The organism is Mycoplasmatota bacterium (genome assembly GCA_018394295.1).
Taxonomy (GTDB): Bacteria; Bacillota_I; Bacilli_A; order Haloplasmatales; family Haloplasmataceae; genus JAENYC01.
Window position 1 is genome coordinate 3105322 of the sequence record CP074573.1, and the last position, 21124, is coordinate 3126445.

17 protein-coding genes are annotated in these 21124 nt (G+C 29.6%); 16 read left to right on the forward strand and 1 reads right to left on the reverse strand.

What is annotated here, in order from left to right; translation table 11 throughout:
• Positions 1–25: 25 nt before the first annotated feature.
• From KHQ81_14835 to tpiA, 16 genes are all read left to right on the forward strand, one after another.
• Complete coding sequence (locus tag KHQ81_14835; GenBank protein ID QVK18081.1) at positions 26–3124, forward strand: FAD-dependent oxidoreductase; 3099 nt, start codon at positions 26–28, stop codon at positions 3122–3124.
• Positions 3125–3126: 2 nt separating this feature from the next.
• Positions 3127–4917, forward strand: a complete 1791-nt coding sequence (locus tag KHQ81_14840) for a [FeFe] hydrogenase, group A (protein QVK18082.1) — start codon at positions 3127–3129, stop codon at positions 4915–4917.
• A 218-nt stretch (positions 4918–5135) separates the two neighbouring features.
• Positions 5136–6413 (forward strand): type VI secretion protein ImpB, encoded by a 1278-nt coding sequence (locus KHQ81_14845; protein ID QVK18083.1) that lies wholly within the window; start codon positions 5136–5138, stop codon positions 6411–6413.
• A gap of 4 nt (positions 6414–6417) precedes the next feature.
• Positions 6418–6744 (forward strand): YolD-like family protein, encoded by a 327-nt coding sequence (locus KHQ81_14850; GenBank protein ID QVK18084.1) that lies wholly within the window; start codon positions 6418–6420, stop codon positions 6742–6744.
• A 72-nt stretch (positions 6745–6816) separates the two neighbouring features.
• Positions 6817–7758 carry an L-lactate dehydrogenase gene (locus KHQ81_14855; protein ID QVK18085.1) on the forward strand — a complete coding sequence of 314 codons (942 nt, stop codon included), beginning with the start codon at positions 6817–6819 and terminating at the stop codon, positions 7756–7758.
• Between the two features lie 146 nt (positions 7759–7904).
• Positions 7905–11621 (forward strand): HRDC domain-containing protein, encoded by a 3717-nt coding sequence (locus tag KHQ81_14860; GenBank protein QVK18086.1) that lies wholly within the window; start codon positions 7905–7907, stop codon positions 11619–11621.
• A gap of 99 nt (positions 11622–11720) precedes the next feature.
• On the forward strand, positions 11721–12347 hold the full coding sequence (locus KHQ81_14865; protein ID QVK18087.1) for a dTMP kinase: 627 nt from the start codon (positions 11721–11723) through the stop codon (positions 12345–12347).
• Positions 12348–12352: 5 nt separating this feature from the next.
• The gene (holB, locus tag KHQ81_14870) at positions 12353–13324 is read left to right on the forward strand and encodes a DNA polymerase III subunit delta' (protein QVK18088.1); all 972 of its coding nucleotides are present in this window, start codon (positions 12353–12355) and stop codon (positions 13322–13324) included.
• Between the two features lie 154 nt (positions 13325–13478).
• Positions 13479–14357 carry a stage 0 sporulation family protein gene (locus KHQ81_14875; protein ID QVK19661.1) on the forward strand — a complete coding sequence of 293 codons (879 nt, stop codon included), beginning with the start codon at positions 13479–13481 and terminating at the stop codon, positions 14355–14357.
• A 39-nt stretch (positions 14358–14396) separates the two neighbouring features.
• A complete protein-coding gene (locus tag KHQ81_14880; GenBank protein ID QVK18089.1) occupies positions 14397–15134 on the forward strand; it encodes a tRNA1(Val) (adenine(37)-N6)-methyltransferase in 738 nt (245 codons plus the stop codon).
• A 60-nt stretch (positions 15135–15194) separates the two neighbouring features.
• Positions 15195–15572 carry a hypothetical protein gene (locus KHQ81_14885; GenBank protein ID QVK18090.1) on the forward strand — a complete coding sequence of 126 codons (378 nt, stop codon included), beginning with the start codon at positions 15195–15197 and terminating at the stop codon, positions 15570–15572.
• A 115-nt stretch (positions 15573–15687) separates the two neighbouring features.
• Complete coding sequence (locus tag KHQ81_14890; GenBank protein QVK18091.1) at positions 15688–16572, forward strand: DUF3137 domain-containing protein; 885 nt, start codon at positions 15688–15690, stop codon at positions 16570–16572.
• Positions 16573–16671: 99 nt separating this feature from the next.
• The gene (locus tag KHQ81_14895; GenBank protein ID QVK18092.1) at positions 16672–17235 is read left to right on the forward strand and encodes a LemA family protein; all 564 of its coding nucleotides are present in this window, start codon (positions 16672–16674) and stop codon (positions 17233–17235) included.
• 136 nt (positions 17236–17371) lie between these two features.
• Entirely contained in the window at positions 17372–17932 is a 561-nt protein-coding gene (locus tag KHQ81_14900) for a DJ-1/PfpI family protein (GenBank protein ID QVK18093.1), read from the forward strand.
• 137 nt (positions 17933–18069) lie between these two features.
• A complete protein-coding gene (locus tag KHQ81_14905; GenBank protein QVK18094.1) occupies positions 18070–18849 on the forward strand; it encodes a hypothetical protein in 780 nt (259 codons plus the stop codon).
• An 85-nt stretch (positions 18850–18934) separates the two neighbouring features.
• The gene (tpiA, locus tag KHQ81_14910) at positions 18935–19687 is read left to right on the forward strand and encodes a triose-phosphate isomerase (GenBank protein QVK18095.1); all 753 of its coding nucleotides are present in this window, start codon (positions 18935–18937) and stop codon (positions 19685–19687) included.
• Between the two features lie 44 nt (positions 19688–19731).
• Here tpiA and KHQ81_14915 read toward each other — a convergent pair whose 3' ends face one another.
• Complete coding sequence (locus tag KHQ81_14915; GenBank protein ID QVK18096.1) at positions 19732–20781, reverse strand: IS1595 family transposase; 1050 nt, start codon at positions 20779–20781, stop codon at positions 19732–19734.
• Between the last annotated feature and the right edge of the window lie 343 nt (positions 20782–21124).

Here is a 21124-nt window from a genome sequence, read left to right on the forward strand (position 1 = left end):
AAACGAAAACTAGAAGGATGTGAAAATGATGAGTAAGAACTTAATTAAAAGTATGGAAGATTTAGAAAATATTAAAAAGAAATTTCAGGAACAATGTGATAAGTACAAATTCAAAGTATTAGTTTGTGGTGGGGCTGGATGTATCTCTTCAAATTGTTATGATGTGAAAGATGCACTCATTAAAGCGGTTGATGAAAATAATTTAACAAATGATGTATTTATTACTGAAACAGGATGTATGGGTACATGTGATATAGGACCGGTAATGCTTGTACAACCAGGAGATATTTTTTATACAAAAGTAGAAGTTTCAGATGTACCAGAAATTGTTGCTTCCCATTTTATTAATGGAGAGATTAAATTAGATAAAACTTATTATGATTCTGTAGAGGAAAGATATATTCCACATTTATACGATATTAATTACTTTAAACAACAAGTGAAAATAGCACTTAAAAATTGTGGCACGATTGATTATGCTTCGATTGAAGCATATATCGCAAATGATGGATATATGGCGTTAGCTAAAGTACTTCAGAATATGTCTAGTGAAGCAGTAGTTGAAGAAATGAAACAATCTGGTTTACGTGGTCGTGGAGGTGGAGGCTTCCCAACTGGTATTAAATGGCAAGCAGGATTAAACGCACCTGGTAAGGAAAAATATATTGTTTGTAATGCAGATGAAGGAGACCCTGGTGCTTTTATGGACCGAAGTATTCTTGAAGGAGACCCTCATTGTGTTATTGAAGGAATGATGATTGGTGGATATGCAATAGGTTCTACAAAAGGATATGTTTATGTAAGAGCGGAGTATCCTTTAGCTGTTGAGAGATTACAAAATGCGATTATACAAGCAAGAGAAAATGGAATTTTAGGAAAGAATATTTTAGGAAGTGAATTCAATTTTGATCTTGAAATAAGAATTGGTGCAGGGGCATTTGTTTGTGGAGAAGAAACAGCGCTAATGGCATCAATTGAAGGGCGTCGGGGTGAGCCGAGTCAAAAACCACCTTTTCCTTTTGAAAAGGGCTTGTTTGAAAAACCGACGATTATTAATAATGTGGAAACATTTGCGAATGTTCCTCTTATCATCCAAAAAGGAAGTAAATGGTTTAAATGTTTCGGTACTGAAGGTAGTAAAGGGACTAAAGTTTTCGCCTTAGCGGGAGATATCAATAATTCTGGTATTGTTGAAGTACCAATGGGGATTACTTTAGGAGATATTTTATATGATATAGGTGGTGGAATACCTAAAAATAAAAAGTTTAAGGCTGCTCAAACAGGTGGACCATCTGGTGGATGTATTACAAAAGAATTTTTAAATACAAAAGTTGATTATGATAATCTGAAAGAACTTGGAGCAATTATGGGTTCTGGTGGACTCATTAGTATGGATGAAGATACTTGTATGGTTGATATGGCACGATTCTTTATGGAGTTTGTTCAGGAAGAATCTTGTGGAAAATGTGTGCCGTGTCGAGTAGGAACAAAACGAATGTTAGAAATTTTAGAAAGAATTACAAAGGGAGAAGGAAAAGAGGGAGACATTGAACTATTAATAGAGCTTGGTGAGACGATTAAAGAGACAGCAATATGTGGTTTAGGTCAAACAGCTCCTAATCCTGTGTTGAGTACAATTAAGTATTTCAGACAAGAATATGAGGATCATATTAAATACAAGTATTGTGAAGCAGGCGTATGTAGTGATTTATTCTTATCACCATGTCAAAACGCATGTCCAGCTGATATAAATGTACCAGGATATATTGCGCTTATTGCTGAAGGTAGAATTAGAGATGCCTATAATCTCATTAGAAAAGAAAATCCATTCCCAGCGGTATGTGGTCGAGTTTGTACCCATCCATGTGAAAGTAAATGTAGAAGATCTCAATTAGATGAGTCTATCGCGATATCAGATTTAAAACGTTATATTGCGGATGAGGTGTTAAAAGATGATACACCTTATATGGATTTAGTTTTCCCTAAAAAGGGTAAATCAGTTGGTATTATAGGAGCAGGACCATCAGGTTTAACTTGTGGTTATTATTTAGCTCGATTAGGTTATGATGTAGAAGTTTATGAACAGCAACCGGTTGCTGGTGGGGTACTAGCCTTTGGTATTCCGGAATATAGATTACCGAAAGAAATACTTCAAAAAGAAATTAAATTAATAGAACAAGTTGGTGTAAATATTAATTTAAATGTTGAAGTTGGTAAGGATATTACTTTTGATGAATTAAAAGCTAAGCATGATGCAGTTTATATAGCAACAGGAACACAGTTCTCAAGAAAAATTGGTATTCCTGGTGAAGAATTAAAAGGAGTCTATCATGGATTAGATTTCTTAAAAGATGTTCATTTAGATAAGTGTAAACAAGTAGAGGGAAGAGTTGTTGTTATTGGTGGTGGAAATACAGCGATTGATGCAGCGAGAGTAGCCGTTCGTAAAGGTGCTAGTGAAGTTGTTATTTTATACCGTAGAACAATAGGTGACATGCCTGCAGATGAAAGAGAAGTAATAGATGCACAAGAAGAAAATATTAAAATTATTGAATTAGTATCCCCAGTAAAAATTCATGGAACCAATAAAGTTCAAGAAATTGAATGTTTGAAGATGGAATTAGGTGAATTTGATTCTGGTGGAAGACGTAAACCAGTACCTGTTAAGGGAACTGAATTTAGAATTAAGGCGGATATGATTATTCCTGCAGTAAGTCAATACTCAGATTTACCATTTATTAAAAAAGATGAAGTAGAAGTAACAAAATGGGGTACTTTTGTCACTGATAAAGACACTTTAATGACACGTTTAGAAGGTGTATTTGCAGGTGGAGATGTTGCTAGAGGTTCAGATACTGTCATTACAGCAATCGCTGATGGTAAAAAATGTGCCCGTTCAATTGATGTATTCTTAGGTGGTAAAGGCGTATTAAATACAGGTGAAGAAATTGAGATTCCAAAAGGATCAGATGAGGGAGAAATTGTTGAACATGAAAGATTCCCAATGAAGTTTCTTGACCCTAAAGATAGAACATCAAATTTCAAAGAAGTTACCATTGGTTTCCATAAACTAAATGCGATAGCTGAGTCAATGAGATGTTTAAGATGTGATAGGAGGAGATAAAATTGATTAACCTAACAATAAATAATAAAAAGGTTAAGGCAAAAGAAGGGATGACCATATTAGAGGCTGCCAAATATAACAATATTTTAATTCCTCATTTATGCTATCTTGAGGGGGTTCATCAGATTGGTTCTTGTCGAATATGTGTTGTTGAAGTAGAAGGAGCTAAGACACTTCAAGCATCTTGTATGGTTGAAGCTAAAGAAGGTATGGTTATTAAAACAAATTCTAAAAAAGTAAGAGATACCAGAAAAGTATTATATGAATTAATGTTATCGGACCATCCTAAAGATTGTCTTAATTGTTCACGTAATCAAGAATGTGAACTTCAAAAATTAGGAGAGTTGTTACAGGTAGATAATGATCGTTTTGAAGGTGAAAGTTCTAAATCATTTATTGATGATTCTTCACCATCAATTGTAAGAGATACAGCGAAATGTATTTTATGTAGACGGTGTGTAACAGTATGTAATGAGATTCAAGGTGTTGGCATTATGAATGCACAAAACAGAGGATTTAAAACAATTATTGGACCTCCAGAAGAGTTACCGATTAACTCTGTTAACTGTAGTAATTGTGGACAATGTATCGTTGTTTGTCCAGTTGGTGCATTGTATGAAAAAGATTCAATAGATAATGTATGGGAAGCACTATATGATGATAATAAACGTGTTATGATTCAAACAGCACCAGCGATTAGGGCAGCACTTGGTGAGGAATTTGATTATGAACCAGGAACGCTTGTAACTGGTAAAATGGTGTCTGCTTTAAGAGGAATTGGATTTGATGATGTGTTTGATACAAACTTTGCAGCTGACTTAACCATTATGGAAGAAGGAACAGAATTTTTATCACGCGTTACGAATGCACTTAAAAATGAGGATGCAACACTTCCAATGATTACAAGTTGTAGTCCAGGTTGGATTAAGTATGTTGAGCATGCTTTCCCAGAACAATTAGGACATCTTTCTACTTGTAAATCACCACATATGATGTTAGGTGCGCTAGCTAAATCATTCTATGCAGAAAAGATTGGTGTAGATCCAAAAGATATTTATGTTGTTTCTGTAATGCCATGTACTGCGAAGAAATTTGAAATTACACGTCCTGAAATGAATTCAACAGGTTATCCTGATGTTGATGCTGTATTAACTACAAGAGAATTGGCAAAAATGATTAAAGATGCTGGACTAGATTTTAGATCTTTAGAGGATAGTGAATTTGATAATCCACTAGGTTTATCAACAGGAGCAGCGGATATATTCGCAACTACTGGTGGTGTTATGGAAGCAGCACTTAGAACAGTATATGAACTAGTGACAGGAAGAGAATTACCATTTAAAAATCTTCATGTTACCCCAATTGTTGGATTTGATCAAATTAAAGTAGCTGATGTACTTATTGAAGATGCACTTCCTGAATATGATTTCTTAAATGGTGTAACGGTTAAAGTGGCTGTTACAAGTGGATTAGAAGGCGCTAAGAAATTAATGGAAGAAATCGCTAATGGTACTTCTCCATATCATTTTATTGAAGTAATGGGTTGTCCTGGTGGCTGTATTAGTGGTGGTGGTCAACCACGTCCAACTAATGATTATGTTCGTGAGAAACGTTTAGCAGCGATTTATAAAGAGGATGAAGGAAAAACGATTAGAAAATCACATGAAAATCCATTTATTAAGAAAATTTATGAGGCATTTTTAGATCATCCTTTAGGACATAATTCACATAAATATTTACATACTCATTACACAAAACGTGGTATATTTAATGAGCATATAAATAAAAAATAAAAAGACAATTAATAAAAAATGCATTAAAGCATTGCTTTGATGCATTTTTTTTCATTCAAAGAAGAATGAAAAAAAGATAAATAATTTTTATTAATTAAGAGTTGTGGATAAAATTACTAAAACAATTGTTTGCTTTTTTATACAAAAGGAGTTGTTTTTTCATGAAAATATGCATATAATAAAAATAAAGCAAACATATGTTTGAGATGAGTGATAAGATGTTAGAATATCCAAACAATCGAAATATTATGTGCATTGACTTACGTGGGTTTTATGCTAGTTGTGAATGTGTGATGCGTGGACTTGATCCAATGACGGATAAATTAGCTGTTGTTGGTAATTTAGAGCGTCAAGGAAGTATTGTTTTGGCGATTTCTCCAGGTCTTAAGAAACTAGGATATAAAAATAGGTGCAGGTTTTACGAGTTACCTAAGGATCAAGGAATTATTATGGCACCAGCACGTATGAAAGCTTATTTAGAGTTTTCACAAAAAATAATTGAAATATTTCTAAAATATGTTCCTAGAGAGGATTTGCATATTTATTCAATTGATGAAAGTTTTTTAGATGTCACAGATACAATGCATTTATTTACTAATGAAATTAAAGAAATGGCAAGAATTATAATGGCAGATATATTTGATGAAACAGGATTAAAATCTGCTTGTGGGATAGGACCAAATATGTTACTAGCGAAATTATCACTTGATTTAGAAGCAAAAAAAAATCCGGACGGAATTGCTTATTGGCTTTATGAAGATGTGGAAAGAAAATTATGGCCAGTTACTCCGCTTTCAGAAATGTGGGGGATTGGAAGAAATTTAGAAAAGACATTAAATTTAATGGGAATGTATAAAGTAGGTGATATTGCTAAGTATGATGTTAATAAATTGAGTAGAAAATTAGGGATTATTGGAGAAGAGCTATATTATCATAGTCATGGAATTGATAGAAGTTTAATAAGAAGTCCTCATCATATTCATGATCATAATTATGGAATTGGGCAAACGTTATTTGAAGATTATTATGAAAATATACGAATTGTAATGTTAGAACAATGTGAAGAGTTAGGCATGCGAATACGTTTGAGAAAGAGGATGGGGAAAACCATCCATTTAAGTATTGGTTATTCAAAAGATGTGGGTGGTGGTGGATTTTCTCGCCAAATGACACTTGATGAACCAACCAATATTACACATGAAATTTATGAGGCATGTGAGTATTTATTTAATAAATTTTATGATGGTAGACCGATTCGAACGATAGCGATTAGTATTGGTAAGTTAAGTGAGGATAGACCAATTCAATTAGGTCTATTTGAAGATAGAGCACGTCAACAAAGGTTAGCATATGTGATGGATGAAATACGAAATAAGTTTGGTAAAAAAAGTATTTTACGCGGTGTATCTTATCTAGATAAAGCAACTTCTATTAGAAGAAGTAAATTAATTGGCGGTCATTATGCTGAACTTAAATATCATAAGAAGGAGGAGTGAGACAATGAAACAAAGAGGAATGGTTAAATGGCAACCTTTTGCATCATTGCCTGAACAAGCAGAATATATTAATAAATTAATTTATGAGATGAATAAGGTTCCACGACCTATTTTAAGTGATGATCAATTAGATGAGTTAAATGAACGATTATATAGATACTTTGAAAACAAAGAAATGGTTAGTCTTCATTATTATCATGATGGTTATATATATTTAGTTGAAGGTATAATTGATAAAATTGATATTATTAAAAAAACGATTATCATCGATAATAATCATAAAAAAGATAAATTTAGTATCGCTAGTATTGTCAATATTGAATTAATTTAAGAAGTATATTCTGAGTATATAATGGGAAAATATGATATAGAATTATTAAAACCTTATATGAGGAGGTAAATAATGAAATATCGAAAAGTAGTGTTAGTTGGGACAGGATTTGTTGGGATGAGTTATGCTTTTGCTTTATTAAATCAAGGTGTTTGTGATGAGCTAGTTCTAATTGATATAAATAAGAAAAAAGCTGAAGGTGAAGCGATGGATTTAAATCATGGTCTCGCTTTTGCACCTAAAGATATGAAAATATATGCTGGAGATTATAGTGATTGTAAAGATGCAGATATTATTGTTATTACTGCAGGGGCAGCACAATTAGAAGGAGAAACACGTCTGGATTTGTTGAATAAAAACTCGAAAATTATTAAAGGAATAGTCGAAAGGATAAAGGAAAGTAGGTTTGACGGAATATTACTAATTGCGACAAATCCTGTGGATATCCTAACCTATGTCGCATTAAAGCATTCTAACTTAAGTAGTCGACAAGTTTTTGGGTCTGGAACGTCACTTGACTCAGCAAGACTACGTTATCTCTTGTCGGATTATCTCAAAATACATAGTAAAAATATTCATGCCTATATTGTTGGGGAGCATGGGGATAGCGAATTTCCACTATGGAGTAATGCGAATGTAGGAGTAAAGCCACTTCTGGATGTAGTGAGTGAAGATAAAACGTATAATTTTGACGATTTAGAGAAGATTTATGTCGATGTACGCGATGCCGCATATAAAATCATAAAACGGAAAAAATCGACATATTACGGAATTGGAATGAGTCTTTGTCATATTACGAAAGCTATCTTCAATAATTCTAATAGTATTATTCCGGTGAGTGCTTTTGTCGAAAATTATTATGGTGTCGACAAATTATACATTGGTCTACCAGCTATTATAAATCGACAAGGGATACGTGAAGTGATAAAAATTCATATGAGTAAAGCAGATCAAGATAGATTGATAAACAGTGCAAATATATTACAAGATTTAATTAATAAAATGGGTATCTAGACCATTTTTACTAAAGTAATCGTTATATCTTAACGATGTATAATCAAAAATTAAATTATTTATTCTACAAGAAGCTATTTATTGCTTCTTTTTTTTATAACTATAATGTGATAAAATATACTTATGCCTAAAGTGAGGTGATATGTATGGATAAAGTTCTTTTATCTAAATTAGTTGATTTAAGAGAAAATATTAAAAATGAAAGTTTTAAAAATAAATTAAAAAAGAAGCAGAATCGGGTAGTTGTTTGTAATGATGATGTACTCCATTCTATTGTTAGTTTAATGCCTGAGAAAGTTTCTGATTTTAAGAAGATTAGAGGGATTGGAGAAGCTTTTGTGGGAAAGTATGCGCAAAGGTTTTTAGATGTTGTAAATGATCATATTAAAACAGTATATTCTTATTCACGGACGAATAATAAAGAACTTGAAATTCTACAAAAGTTAAATAATAAATTAGTGAATATTAATCAAAAAAATAGATTGTTGTATGCGAATCGATTGACTAATAAAACAGCGTTTGATTTAACAAGACTAGGGAATGCCAACAAAATACTTGATGCATTTATAAATGAAAATGGAAAGAAACAGTTTGTGATTGCGAAAGTAAATTATGATAAAGAGAATAATTTAAAAGCAGTTGAAGAATATCATGCGATAAAGACTTTGTATCGTGAAGTGGAAAAAGTTAGGATTGAAAAAGGACAAGAGGTTTTATATTTAGCTTATCCTTATGTAGAAGGGCGTTTATTTAGTGATTTTAAGATAAAAGCCCCACTTATGCTTTTTCCTGCTCAAATAGAAGTGGTGAATAATGAATACCGATTATCGTTTGATAAAAGTCGAGATATTTTATATAATTCGACATTAATTATCGCTAGTAATAAATTTAATAATAAAAATGAAGTAATCGTTGATGATGTAGTTGAAGAAATGTCTAAAGAATATTATATTGATCATGCTGTTCAATATTTTAAGAAATACAATGTTTCAATAAAAAATAAAAAGTTGAAATCAGTTGAGGAATTTTTTGCGACAACGAATCTTACCTTCCCTACTTATGACAATCAAGATGCATTAGAATTAAAACCCTATTGTGTGTTAGGGGCGTATCCTACCTATAGTAATGCTATCCAAAGAGATTATAATGAAATTATTGATAATAAAGTAATTAGCCGATTAGTACGTGATCTTTTTGTTGGAATTGATAATCCAACGCCTCAAGTTTCTGAGGTATCTCAACAAGATCCAAATGAAAATAATCTATTTTATATTAATGAAATGAATTATTCACAAGAAAAAGTATTAGCGAGTATCGACCGTGCGATGGTCATTCAAGGTCCTCCTGGGACTGGTAAATCACAAACGATTACTTCGCTCATTTCTCAAGCTGTTCTGCAAAATAAAAAGGTGCTAGTCGTATCTGAGAAGAAAACAGCGCTTGATGTAATCTATAATCGATTAGGAAAAATCAGTGATTTTGTACTCTATGTTGATGACCCAAATAATAAAGATTTATTTTATAAACAACTTAATTCCTTATTAGAACTAGATGATGAGTTTGTTGTGAATAGAAATAAAATAAATGAAAAATCAGTTGAAATTAATCGTGAATTAGAAAAACTAAGTGACTTAGAGTCATTACTTGATTCAAATACATTGTTAAAAGCAAGTTTACGCGATTTGTATCAAAATTCGCGTAAGTTAAATTTTAATGATGGTGATATAGAACGTTTATTTAAAGAAGTAAAAGGTAAAAGGATAAGAAATACTTTTTCCCTGGAACAGTTATTAAAACTTAGACAAATGTTTAAAGAATCTCAAGTTTCAGTAAATTTATTAGCCTATAAAAATTATGTTAAGTATGAAAGTGTTTATGCTTATTTTAAGAATGATATTAATGAAACAGATTTACATGTTACCACAAAAGATTTTTATGAAATTCCTTTTTATGTTGAATTATATAAAAAATTTGGTTGGTATACGCAACTGCGTTTAAACAATAAGAATAAAGCATTACTTAGTACTATTAAATCTTTAACCGAAAAAATTGGTGGTAAACAAAAAAAGAAAGTCAAAAAAGTAATGTATGATGATGTTCAATTCTTTATGAATGCGATTGAAGCTTATCCTAAATATGTTTTTAATAAAAATGTATATGATAGTTTAAATCTAGTTGAGAAAAAATATTTTGAATATTGTTTTTATTTAAGTAAAAAGTTAAAAATTAATTTTAAAAAAGTAAATGAATATTTAATAGATATATTTACTACTGTCGTAATATTAGAATTCGAACAAAAATATGATAATATTTTGATTACAACAGAACGTTATCGTGATATTAGAGATAAAATAACAAGTCTATCGATTGAAAAAGAAAAACTTACTTTTGAATGTTTATATAATATTTTACAACAACATATTAGTGAGGTATTTAATGAACAATCGAAACGATTAAATGAATTAAAAAGAAAATGTGATAGTAAAAGAAAATGGTCTATTCCAAAGCTTGTTAAAGAGTTTAATTTAGAACTATTCAATAGTATATATGTTTGGTTACTAACACCAGAAGGTATATCAGAAATTATGCCAATGAAAGAATCACTTTTTGATTTAATTATCTTTGATGAAGCATCACAAATGTTTATTGAAAATGCTGTCCCAATTTTATATCGTGGTCAAAAAGCAATTGTAGCGGGAGATAGTAAACAATTACGTCCGTCTAAATTTGGTCTTGGAAGAATTGATAGTGAAGATCAGGAAAATTATGATGAGTATAGTGGCGTTCTTGAAGAGGAAAGTTTATTGGATTTAGCGAAGCATCGTTATCATGAAGTGATGTTAAATTACCATTATCGTTCAAAATATGAAGAATTAATTGCTTTTTCTAATTATGCTTTTTATAATGGTAAGTTACATGTTTGTCCAAATCCTGAGTTATCAACAGAACGTCCGATAGAACGGATTAAGGTTAATGGTCATTGGGTTAATAGAAGTAATGAAGTTGAAGCAGATGAAATTATCACTTTACTAAAGAAAATCTTTAGTGAAGGGAAAAATGAAACAGTCGGGATAATAACCTTTAACTCAACGCAAAAAGATTTAATATTAGATAAGATTGAACAAGAATGTTTGTATAATCCTGAATTTTATCAGTTTATCGCAAGTGAAAAATTAAAACCAGCAAAGGATCAGCTTTTCGTCAAAAATATTGAAAATGTTCAAGGTGATGAACGAGACATTATTATTTTCTCAATTGGGTATGCACCAAATGAGCAAAATCGAATTGTTAGACAATTTGGTTGGTTAAATAATGCTGGTGGTGAAAATCGCCTTAATGTTGCAATCAGTCGTGCTAAAAAGAAAATTTATGTGGTGACTTCTATAGAACCTTTTGAATTACATGTTAATGATTTAAAAAATAGAGGTCCAAAATTATTAAGAGAGTATTTAGAATATGTGAAAGCCATAAGTGAAAGAGATAATGATACTGCACAAAAAATATTATATCGTTTAAGTGAACACATAGAGATAGATTCAAAAGAGAATACGCAGTTGTTTGAACAAAGTGTGTATGATGAATTAGTTAATATTGGTTTTGATATAGAAAGAAATGTTGGAACAGGTGTTCACAAAATAAACTTTGTGATTAAAGATAAAATATCAAATCGTTATTTATTAGGTATTGAATTAGATACAAGTAAAATGGCATCTATTAAAGAAAGAGATTATCATCGTCAAAAGTATTTAGAAAGTCATGGTTGGATTGTCCATCGAATTTGGGCAAGCGATTGGTGGCGAGATAGTGAAGCAGAGATCAATAAGATTTTAGCTTTAATGAATCGTATTGAAAAAGCATTATAGATTTATACACTATAATGCTTTTTCTTAACGTTAAGACTTTAAAAAATCGTTAATTTATGCGATAATATAAGTTAAGTGTAAATGAAGTGAGGTTAAGAAATGAAGAGTTTATTTATCACAATAGAAGGTCCTGATGGGTCTGGCAAAACGACCGTCGTTAAAGAAATAGCGAAAAAATTAAATGAAGATCAAATTGATTACCTGACAACAAGAGAACCAGGTGGAATAGATATTGCAGAACAGATAAGAAATATTATTTTAAATCCTAAAAATACCTCAATGGATGTGAAAACAGAAGCATTATTGTATGCTGCTAGTCGTAGACAACACTTAGTTGAAAAAATCATACCTGCTTTAGAAGCAGGAAAAAACGTGATTTGTGAGCGATTTGTGGAGAGTTCTCTTGCTTATCAAGGACATGGACGTGAGATTGGTATTGATGAAGTGTTTGCGATTAATCAGTTCGCAATTAATAACATTATGCCTGATGTGACTATCTTTCTAGATATTTCACCAGATGTTGGGTTATCTAGAATTACCAGTAACCGCAAACAGTTAGATAGATTAGATTTAGAAAGTATTGAGTTTCATAAAAGAGTTTATCAGGGTTATGAAATAGTTAAAAATATGTTTAAAGAACGTATTATCGTGGTTGATGCCAATCGTGATCTTGATTTAGTCGTAGATGAGGTCTATCAGATTATATATCATAAAATTAAAGGATGATTTTCATGTCTTTAGAAGCGTGTATTAATATTCAACCAAAAGTAATTAAAATGTTAATGAATAGTTACAAGAAAAATCGTCTTTCACATGCTTATTTATTTGAAGGAGAAAAAGGGACCAAGAAAAAAGAAATTGCATTGGAATTTGCGAAATTATTATATTGTGAGGAAACAGGAAACGTTTGTGATAGATGTATTAATTGTCTAAGGATTGAACATAATAATCATCCTAATGTTTTAATTATTGAGCCTGAAAATAATACGATAAAAAAAGAACAAGTATTATATCTTCAACAAGAATATTCAAAGACAAATTTAGAACCAGGTCCTAAAATATATATAATTGTTAATATAGATAAAATGTCAAACAATGCAGCTAATAGTATATTAAAATTTATTGAAGAACCACAAGAAGAAACGTATACGATATTAATTACAGATAATATACATCAAATATTACCGACGATTATTTCTAGATGTCAAGTGATTAATTTTCAACCCATCCCTAAAAAAGAAATTATCAATTATTTGATACAGCATAAAATTGATCCTTATATCGCTTCGATTTGTGCACATCTAACAAATGATTTAGAAGAAGCTTTAATAATAGCGAGTGATGATAATATTAATCATGTGATTGATTTAGTTAAAACAATTGGACAAGCGATTTTAACTAAAAAAGAAAACTTAATTGTGATTGCTGAGAATAGTCAAATTGATTTAAGTAAAAATAAAAAGAGTTTAGAATATTTCTTGGATATATTGCTAATGTATATGCGTGATATAAAAAATGTCGATAATGATAATGATAATGTCATATTTATTCATGAATTAGACTTTATGAAAAACCATATAAACCGTTTAACATCAGATAAGATAATTTATAATATAAATGAAATATTAAAATCGAAAATAAGTTTAGAATATAATGCCAATACTGTTTTACTTATAGATCATTTATTAATTAACCTTATGTAAAGGAGGAATATCGTTGAGTAAGAATAAAAATAAAAAGAAAAATTATTATAAAAATCATAAAAAAATAAAAGAGGAAAAAGAAGTTAATAATGTTGATTCATCAGAAAGTATAAATGATGAAGTAGAAAATAAACCAATAAACGAAGATTTGTTTATTTATGAAGAAAAAGAAGAATATAAAGTAATCGCTGTTAGATTTAAAAATGTTGGTAAGAAATATTTCTTTGATCCACGAGATATTGATTTAAAAGTAAATGATAAAGTATTAGTTGAAACAATAAGAGGAATTGAGTTTGGCGAAGTTGTTTCAGATATTAAACTAGTAACTAAAGATGAAGTGTTTTTACCGATAAAACCAATTATAAGAAAAGCAACTGATGAAGATTTAAAAAAATATTATCAAAATAAAGAAGAAGAGAGTCATATACTAGATAAATGTCAACAGTTAATTATTAAAAATGAATTATCTATGAGACTATTAGGGTGTGAATATACGTTTGATAGAACTAAATTAATCATTTACTTCAGTGCTGAAAATAGAATTGATTTTCGTCAATTAGTTAAAGATTTAGCATCTATTTTTAGAACACGGATTGAGTTGAGACAAGTAGGCGTACGAGATGCAGCGAAATATATTGGTGGATTAGGTCCTTGTGGTCGTGTTTTATGTTGTAATACTTTTTTAGGAAATTTTGATACAGTTTCTATTAAAATGGCGAAAAATCAAAATTTATCACTTAATCCACAGAAAATATCGGGTGCCTGTGGAAAACTATTATGTTGTTTACGGTATGAATCGGAATTTTATGATGAAATGTCAAAACTAATGCCTCGTGTAGGTGAAATTGTCACAACACCAGATGGTGAAGGTAAAGTGTTTGGTATAAATGCACTATTAGATACTGTAAAAGTTATCATAACAGAATCAAGTGCAGTTAAATCATATCAACTTAAAGATATCAACAGAACTTCAGTTAGTAAAGATGAAGATGAAGCTGTAGATGAAGAATTATTAGTTTTAGAAAAAGAATAAGGCTAGTAATCCATCAGTAAATAAAGAAGTGTGAAAATAATGTTAAAAGAAAATGAAGTTTTAAATGATTTATTAGGTTATGATCATTTAAAGATTATTCAAAGACCAGATATGTTCAATTTTTCGCTAGATTCAACACTGTTAGCTAATTTTGTGACAATTAATAAAAATGTCAAAAAGATTGTTGATTTAGGAACAGGAAATGGTCCTATTCCGTTGTTTTTGAGTTTGAAAACAAAAGCTAAAATTATCGGTGTTGAAATTCAGGAACAGTCGTATGATTTAGCTAAACGAAATATTGAAATCAATCAATTATCGAATCAAATCGAGATAATTCACGATGATTTAAAAGGAATTTATAAAAAAATAGGTCATCATACATGTGATATTGTGACCTGTAATCCACCTTATTTTAAAGTAACGAATGCTTCGAATGTAAATAAAAATGATTACTTAACGATAGCACGTCATGAGGTTTTAGCGACTTTAGAAGATGTTGTGAAAGAGGCAAGTCTATTGTTAAAACATGGGGGTTATTTCTCTTTAGTCCATAGACCAGATCGTCTATTAGATATTTTTGAAATAATGAGACAATATAAAATTGAACCCAAAAGATTACGGCTTGTATATCCTAAACCTCATAAAGAATGTAATACTGTTTTAATTGAAGGACGAAAAAGTAATCAAGGCGGGTTAAGAATATTACCTCCACTTTATGTGTATCATGACAATAATGAATATACAGAAGAAATTAAGAAGATGTTTATGATGAAATAATAAGCATGATGTTTATTATATTTCACTTAACAAATAATAAAATTAAAAAGGAGTGATTTTATGGAGTTTAAAACAGAAAAATTAATGATAAGAATTGGAGCAATATTAGGTGCAGTTGGAATTTTTTTAGTTGCAGTTATTAATTTGTTATGGAGTGCATTAAAAGAAATGTCAGAAGTAAAAGAAGCATTTGAAAATGCAGGACAAGAAATGCCTGATATCCATCTTACTGCAACTTATTTTGTTTCAACTGTATTATCTATACTTGTTGTGGTTGCTTTATTTATTATTGCTAATAAATTAAATTCAGAAAATAGTAAAATAATGGGAATTGCATTGTTAGTACTTACAGTTGCTTCATATTGGTTATTATGGTTTGTTCCAATTATATTAATCGCAATAGCTGGTATAATGGTTTTAATTAAAGGTAATAAATAAATACAGAAGGTGTAGAATGATTGCTTAATATTTAAAAAATATCTTAAATTCTTTAAAAAGTATTTAAGATATTTTTTTGAAATGATATAATTAATTCTAACAGGGAGGTATCTCAATGGAATATAATCAATTATTAGAACAATTAGAAAGTCAAAGACAAGTTATCAAAAAAAGAATGTTATATAGTATTGGAATTATAATTGTAACCTTATTGTTAGGTCTTTTAATAGGAAATAGTCAAGGTATCGTATTTGGTGGTATTATTGGTTTAGTTTTTTCAGTAGCTTATGTGGGTAGTAGTGCTTCTAAATATAAACAAGCGTTTAAAAATCAATTAATGCCATTAATTATTGCCAAGACAGGTATGGATTTAAAATATGACTACAAAGATGGTGTTGGGAAAAACACGGTAATGGGTAGTAAGTTGTTTAAAAAGCCAGATCGTTATCACTGTGAAGATTTAATGTATGGTACTTTTGATGATGTTCAATTTATGGCAAGTGACGTTCATATGGAAGAAAAGCATGTAACGACTGATAAAGATGGACATCGCCGTGTAGAATACATAACTTATTTTAAGGGTCGTTGGTTTGTTTATGATTTCAATAAAGAATTTAATGGAATCATACAAGTTCGAGAAGATGGCTTTTTTGGAGGTGCTCAATGGGGATTAAATGTTGAGAAAATTTCATTAGAAGATGTGGAATTTAACAAAAAATTCAAAACATATGCTTCAAATCAACATGATGCTTTTTATGTATTAACGCCAACTTTAATGGTTAATATGAAAAATTTAGAAAAACGATTTCCAGGAAGAATATATTTTTCTTTTATTGGTAGTCAATTACATATTGCGATTTATAGTTCAGCGGATTCATTTGAACCGCCTATCTTTAAACCAATAGATGATGCCTTTGTTAGTTCTCAAGTAGAGGACATTTTAATACTAAAACAAATAGTAGAAGAGTTAAGATTAAATAGAAAAATATTTAAGCAATAATAGATTAAATCCAATAAAAAACAATTAATTTTTATATAAAAATATGGTATAATTTGATTGGATTAATAAATTTTAACAGATTAAGAGGAGGAAACAAAAATGCCAGGTACAACGATTTTAATTATTATAGCTGTTATAGTTATCTTTATTATATTATGGATTGCCGGAGGATATAATAGTTTACAAGCCGGTAAAATTAAGGTTGATGAAGCAGAATCAGGAATTGATGTTGCTTTAACAAAACGTTTTGATGTTTTAACTAAAATGGTTGAAGTTGTAAAAGGTTACGCTAAACATGAGCGAGAAACATTAGAAAAAGTAATCGCTATGCGTAATTCAGTTAACTTAGGAAATTCATCAATTGAAGAAAAACAAAAAATGGTTACTCAAATGGATGCAGCGATGCGTGCTATTAATGTAGTTGTTGAACAATATCCAGATTTAAAAGCAAATGACAATTTCAAACAACTACAAATGACTATATCTGATGTTGAAGAACATTTACAAGCTGCTCGTAGAGTTTATAATGCAAATGTATCAGCATATAATCAAAAAGTACAATTATTCCCATCAAATATAATTGCGGGAATGTTCCACTTTACAACAAGAGAATTCTTCGAGGCAGAAGAATTTAAACGTAAAGACGTAGAAATTAAATTTTAGTTTTAGGACTTATTGAAATTATACCTATAAAGAAGACATGACATTAAAAGGTGGATACTTTATAGGTATTTTTATTTATAATAAAAGAAATTAAAAATGATAAAATCATTTATAAAATGATAGAGGGAGATATTAAATGAGTATTTGTATATTTTATTATGATGGATTTTGTGAGTTTGAAGTGGTACTTAGTGCTTTACAATTTAAAGGAAATTATTTTACTGCTGCATTAGAAAATCGAATTTATATTAGTGAAGAGAAACAAAAATTTATACCGGATAAAACAATTGATGAATTAAATACTGATGATATAGATTTATTTATTATCCCAGGTGGTAATCCAGCTTACTTATATAACAATATACAGTTAAAAGATTTTATAAAAGAACTAAATAGAACAAATAAATTGATAGCGGGTATTTGTGCAGGAACATATCTAATGGCAAGTTATGGATTACTTGAAAACAAACGATGCACAGGAGCATCATCTGGTATTGATGAAAATGGTGAATATTTTGATTTATTTAAGAATTCGATTATTGTTAAGGAGGATGTTGTTGTTGATGGCAATGCAATCACTTCAACTGGTCAAGGTTTTATTGAACTTGCTTTACAACTTTGTATAATGATGAAAGTATATTCTAATGATGATGAGGCTGTAAAAGCTTATAACTGGTTCAAAAACTTCAAGTATTAACTGTATTAAAATAATTATAAATGAAGCAGACATGTGTAAGATAAATAGGCTGCTTCTTTATTTATCTATAAAAAAGTTTTGAATATAATTTTTTAATGATATATAATAAAATTAGATAAATATAAATGGGTGATTGTATGAGGAAAAAAAGAGTTTTAGTGGCTCACAATAATATTGAGTTTATTGAACTACTAAGGCAGTGCTTTTTAGAGAATGACTTATACACATTAAGTGATATTGCTTTGAACGGACAGGAATTACTAAACAAAGTCTCTTTAGATAATTATGATATTGTTATTTGTAAAAATGCATTAACGCAAGTGACGGGTTTATATGCCTTGGAAGGTTTGTTTTCTAAAACAAAAAATAAACCAGAGATAATCATTTTAATAACCCCATTTATTAATGACTTTATAAGGAATAAGTGTCAGAAATTAAATATTGATTATATTCAAGGTTTAGATGTTAATATAAGTGAAATTCATCAATTATTATGTCATCTTGGAATAAAGAAAACGGTAGAAGGAAAGAAATATTTTGAATCTCAAATTGAAGTCATAAATATATTAAAAAAAATAGGTTTACTAAAAACATATATTGGATATGCTTACTTTGAGTATGTTTTGAATATCATGTTAGAAAAGAGTGAGAATATAAATAAGTACATGAAAACTATTTATCATATGGTTGGGCAACATTTTAATGTTAGTGCAACAAGTGTTGAGAAGGCAATGAGAACTTGTATAAAATCATCATTATCAAAAAGTGATGGGTTTTATGCGAAAATGTTGTTTGGATATTATGAAGATAAATATCCATCAACATCCATATTTTTACAAGTGTGTATAAAAACCTTGAAAGAACAAAAAAATATGATTATTTCTAATAATATTGGTAGATCAACACGAAAAATATGAGGTTAGTTTGACAAAAAACTTTTTAATTCGTGCCAATTGGTGTATAATAGCAAGGGTAATAAATTACATAAAGGAGAGAAGTTCAATGAGAAAACCTATTATCGCAGGAAACTGGAAAATGAATAAAACACGTGATGAGGCACTTCAATTTATTTATGCTGTAAATCAAGCAGTTCCTTCAATTGAAGAGGTGGATACTGTTGTATGTGCCCCAGCAGTTTTATTACGTTGCTTAGTAAAAAGACAAGGAGATAATTTAAAAATTGGTGCTCAAAACATGCATTATGAAGCAAGTGGTGCCTTTACAGGTGAAATATCTCCAGTAATTTTAAATGATACAGGTGTTAGTTACGTAATTATTGGTCATAGTGAAAGACGTCTTTATTTTAATGAAACTGATGAAGCAGTAAATAAAAAAACACACGCTGCTTTTAAATATGATTTAACACCGATTGTATGTGTAGGTGAGCAATTAGAACAACGTGAGAATAATATGACAAATCAAGTAGTTGAAGCTCAAACTAAAAAAGCATTAGAAGGCTTAAGCGCTGAAGAAGCTAAACAAGTAGTTATTGCTTATGAACCAATTTGGGCTATTGGGACAGGTAAAACAGCAACGCCAGAGATGGCTAATGAAACTTGTGGATATATTCGCTCTGTTGTTGAGAGCATTTATGGAAAAGCTGTTAGTGATGCGATTCGTATTCAATATGGTGGTTCAGTAAAACCAGCAAATATTAAAGAATTAATGTCACAAGAACATATTGATGGAGCATTAATTGGTGGTGCTTCATTAAATGCAGATTCATTTAATGAAATGGCAAATTATCAAAAATAAATTTTTTAAAAATCTATCGTTCTTTTCAATTTAAGTGTTGATGATTATGCAAAAATCCCATATCGATATTCATAATAAGCATCTTTTAAAGATATTGGATAATCAAAATTTAACGTATCCTTATTAGATAAATGATGATTGTATTTTAATAAGTTATACATTATATTTGCATGATCTTTTCGATTAGTTCTATAATGTAATTGTTTTTTATATAGGTAAAATGATAAGTAATCTTGTAAATGTCTTATAGATACACCATGACTATTTTTTATAATCTTAGTAATCCCGGTAGCCAATTGATTAATATCACCTAAACTATTACCTAGATTAGTAGTATAACGTTTTTTATTAGCTATCACAGGAACTTTATCATTCTTAACACCTAAATTATTCGCAAATTGTTGAATACATGGTTTACTGTCAGAAATAATTAAAGTTGTATCCATAAATTTATCGGTATATTTAGTGTATTTTTCCATTGATTCCGATCCAACTCCAGCTATCTCAAGCAACATATTATCATTTTCATCGATTGCAGCGACAATACATACTTTGTGATGAGATATACCTGAATATGCAGATGTATTACCTCTCTTTTTACTATGTCTAGGCATATTTGATGGTTTGGTTCCTTTAAGATTTATCTTTGTATAAATACAATCTAATTCAACTTTACTAGATAAAGTTTCTTTCATCTTTAAGTTTCTGATTGCTTTATAAAGCTTATGTCGCATATAAAAACAAGTTGTGACACTTAAATTATTATAATAAGCAGTTTCTTTTAAAGATAATCCTGATATTTCACAATCAATAAATTTTAACCATATATCTTCAGTACATCTACTTCTATAAAGAAGAGTATTAGATGTATCACAAAATGATTTATTACACTCGCGACAAATGTATCTTTGAATTCCTTTGTTTGTTTTTCCATTTTTAACAAACTCAACTGAACCACAATGTGGACAATTCAAACAAATATCGCTTTTAGATTCTATAGGGTTATTGAAAGACATAATGAAACTAAAAACATCTTCATAATTCTTTATAGATAGTTTATTTAATTCATTAATTAAATCTATTTTATTTATCATTCTAATTACCTCTCTTTATAATTTCATTATAAAGTGACTTATTACATCATAGATGTAACAATAAAAAAATATCAACACTTAAATTGAATTTAGCGAAATCTATTAAAAAATTATAATTTTTTTTGCATAATATTAACATATTTGACTCACAATATTAATGCACGAAATGTGCAAACCTACCCTTTATAATTTAATATATCCCCCCAAAACTCACATAACATATTTACCCCCCTAATCAACTATTTATTTATACAGAAAGTGTTCGTTAGAAATAGCGAACACTTTTTGTTTTGTTTGTACAACAAACTATATAAAATTGTACTAAAATTGAGAGATGTACAAC

Coding starts and splice junctions, on each gene's coding strand:
- holB (QVK18088.1), top strand. CDS start 12,353: ATGTCTTTAGAAGCGTGTATTAATATTCAACCAAAAGTAATTAAAATG.
- KHQ81_14905 (QVK18094.1), top strand. CDS start 18,070: ATGAGGAAAAAAAGAGTTTTAGTGGCTCACAATAATATTGAGTTTATT.
- KHQ81_14890 (QVK18091.1), top strand. CDS start 15,688: ATGGAATATAATCAATTATTAGAACAATTAGAAAGTCAAAGACAAGTT.
- KHQ81_14885 (QVK18090.1), top strand. CDS start 15,195: ATGGAGTTTAAAACAGAAAAATTAATGATAAGAATTGGAGCAATATTA.
- tpiA (QVK18095.1), top strand. CDS start 18,935: ATGAGAAAACCTATTATCGCAGGAAACTGGAAAATGAATAAAACACGT.
- KHQ81_14915 (QVK18096.1), bottom strand. CDS start 20,781: ATGATAAATAAAATAGATTTAATTAATGAATTAAATAAACTATCTATA.
- KHQ81_14835 (QVK18081.1), top strand. CDS start 26: ATGATGAGTAAGAACTTAATTAAAAGTATGGAAGATTTAGAAAATATT.
- KHQ81_14865 (QVK18087.1), top strand. CDS start 11,721: ATGAAGAGTTTATTTATCACAATAGAAGGTCCTGATGGGTCTGGCAAA.
- KHQ81_14850 (QVK18084.1), top strand. CDS start 6,418: ATGAAACAAAGAGGAATGGTTAAATGGCAACCTTTTGCATCATTGCCT.
- KHQ81_14895 (QVK18092.1), top strand. CDS start 16,672: ATGCCAGGTACAACGATTTTAATTATTATAGCTGTTATAGTTATCTTT.
- KHQ81_14900 (QVK18093.1), top strand. CDS start 17,372: ATGAGTATTTGTATATTTTATTATGATGGATTTTGTGAGTTTGAAGTG.
- KHQ81_14860 (QVK18086.1), top strand. CDS start 7,905: ATGGATAAAGTTCTTTTATCTAAATTAGTTGATTTAAGAGAAAATATT.
- KHQ81_14845 (QVK18083.1), top strand. CDS start 5,136: ATGTTAGAATATCCAAACAATCGAAATATTATGTGCATTGACTTACGT.
- KHQ81_14880 (QVK18089.1), top strand. CDS start 14,397: ATGTTAAAAGAAAATGAAGTTTTAAATGATTTATTAGGTTATGATCAT.
- KHQ81_14855 (QVK18085.1), top strand. CDS start 6,817: ATGAAATATCGAAAAGTAGTGTTAGTTGGGACAGGATTTGTTGGGATG.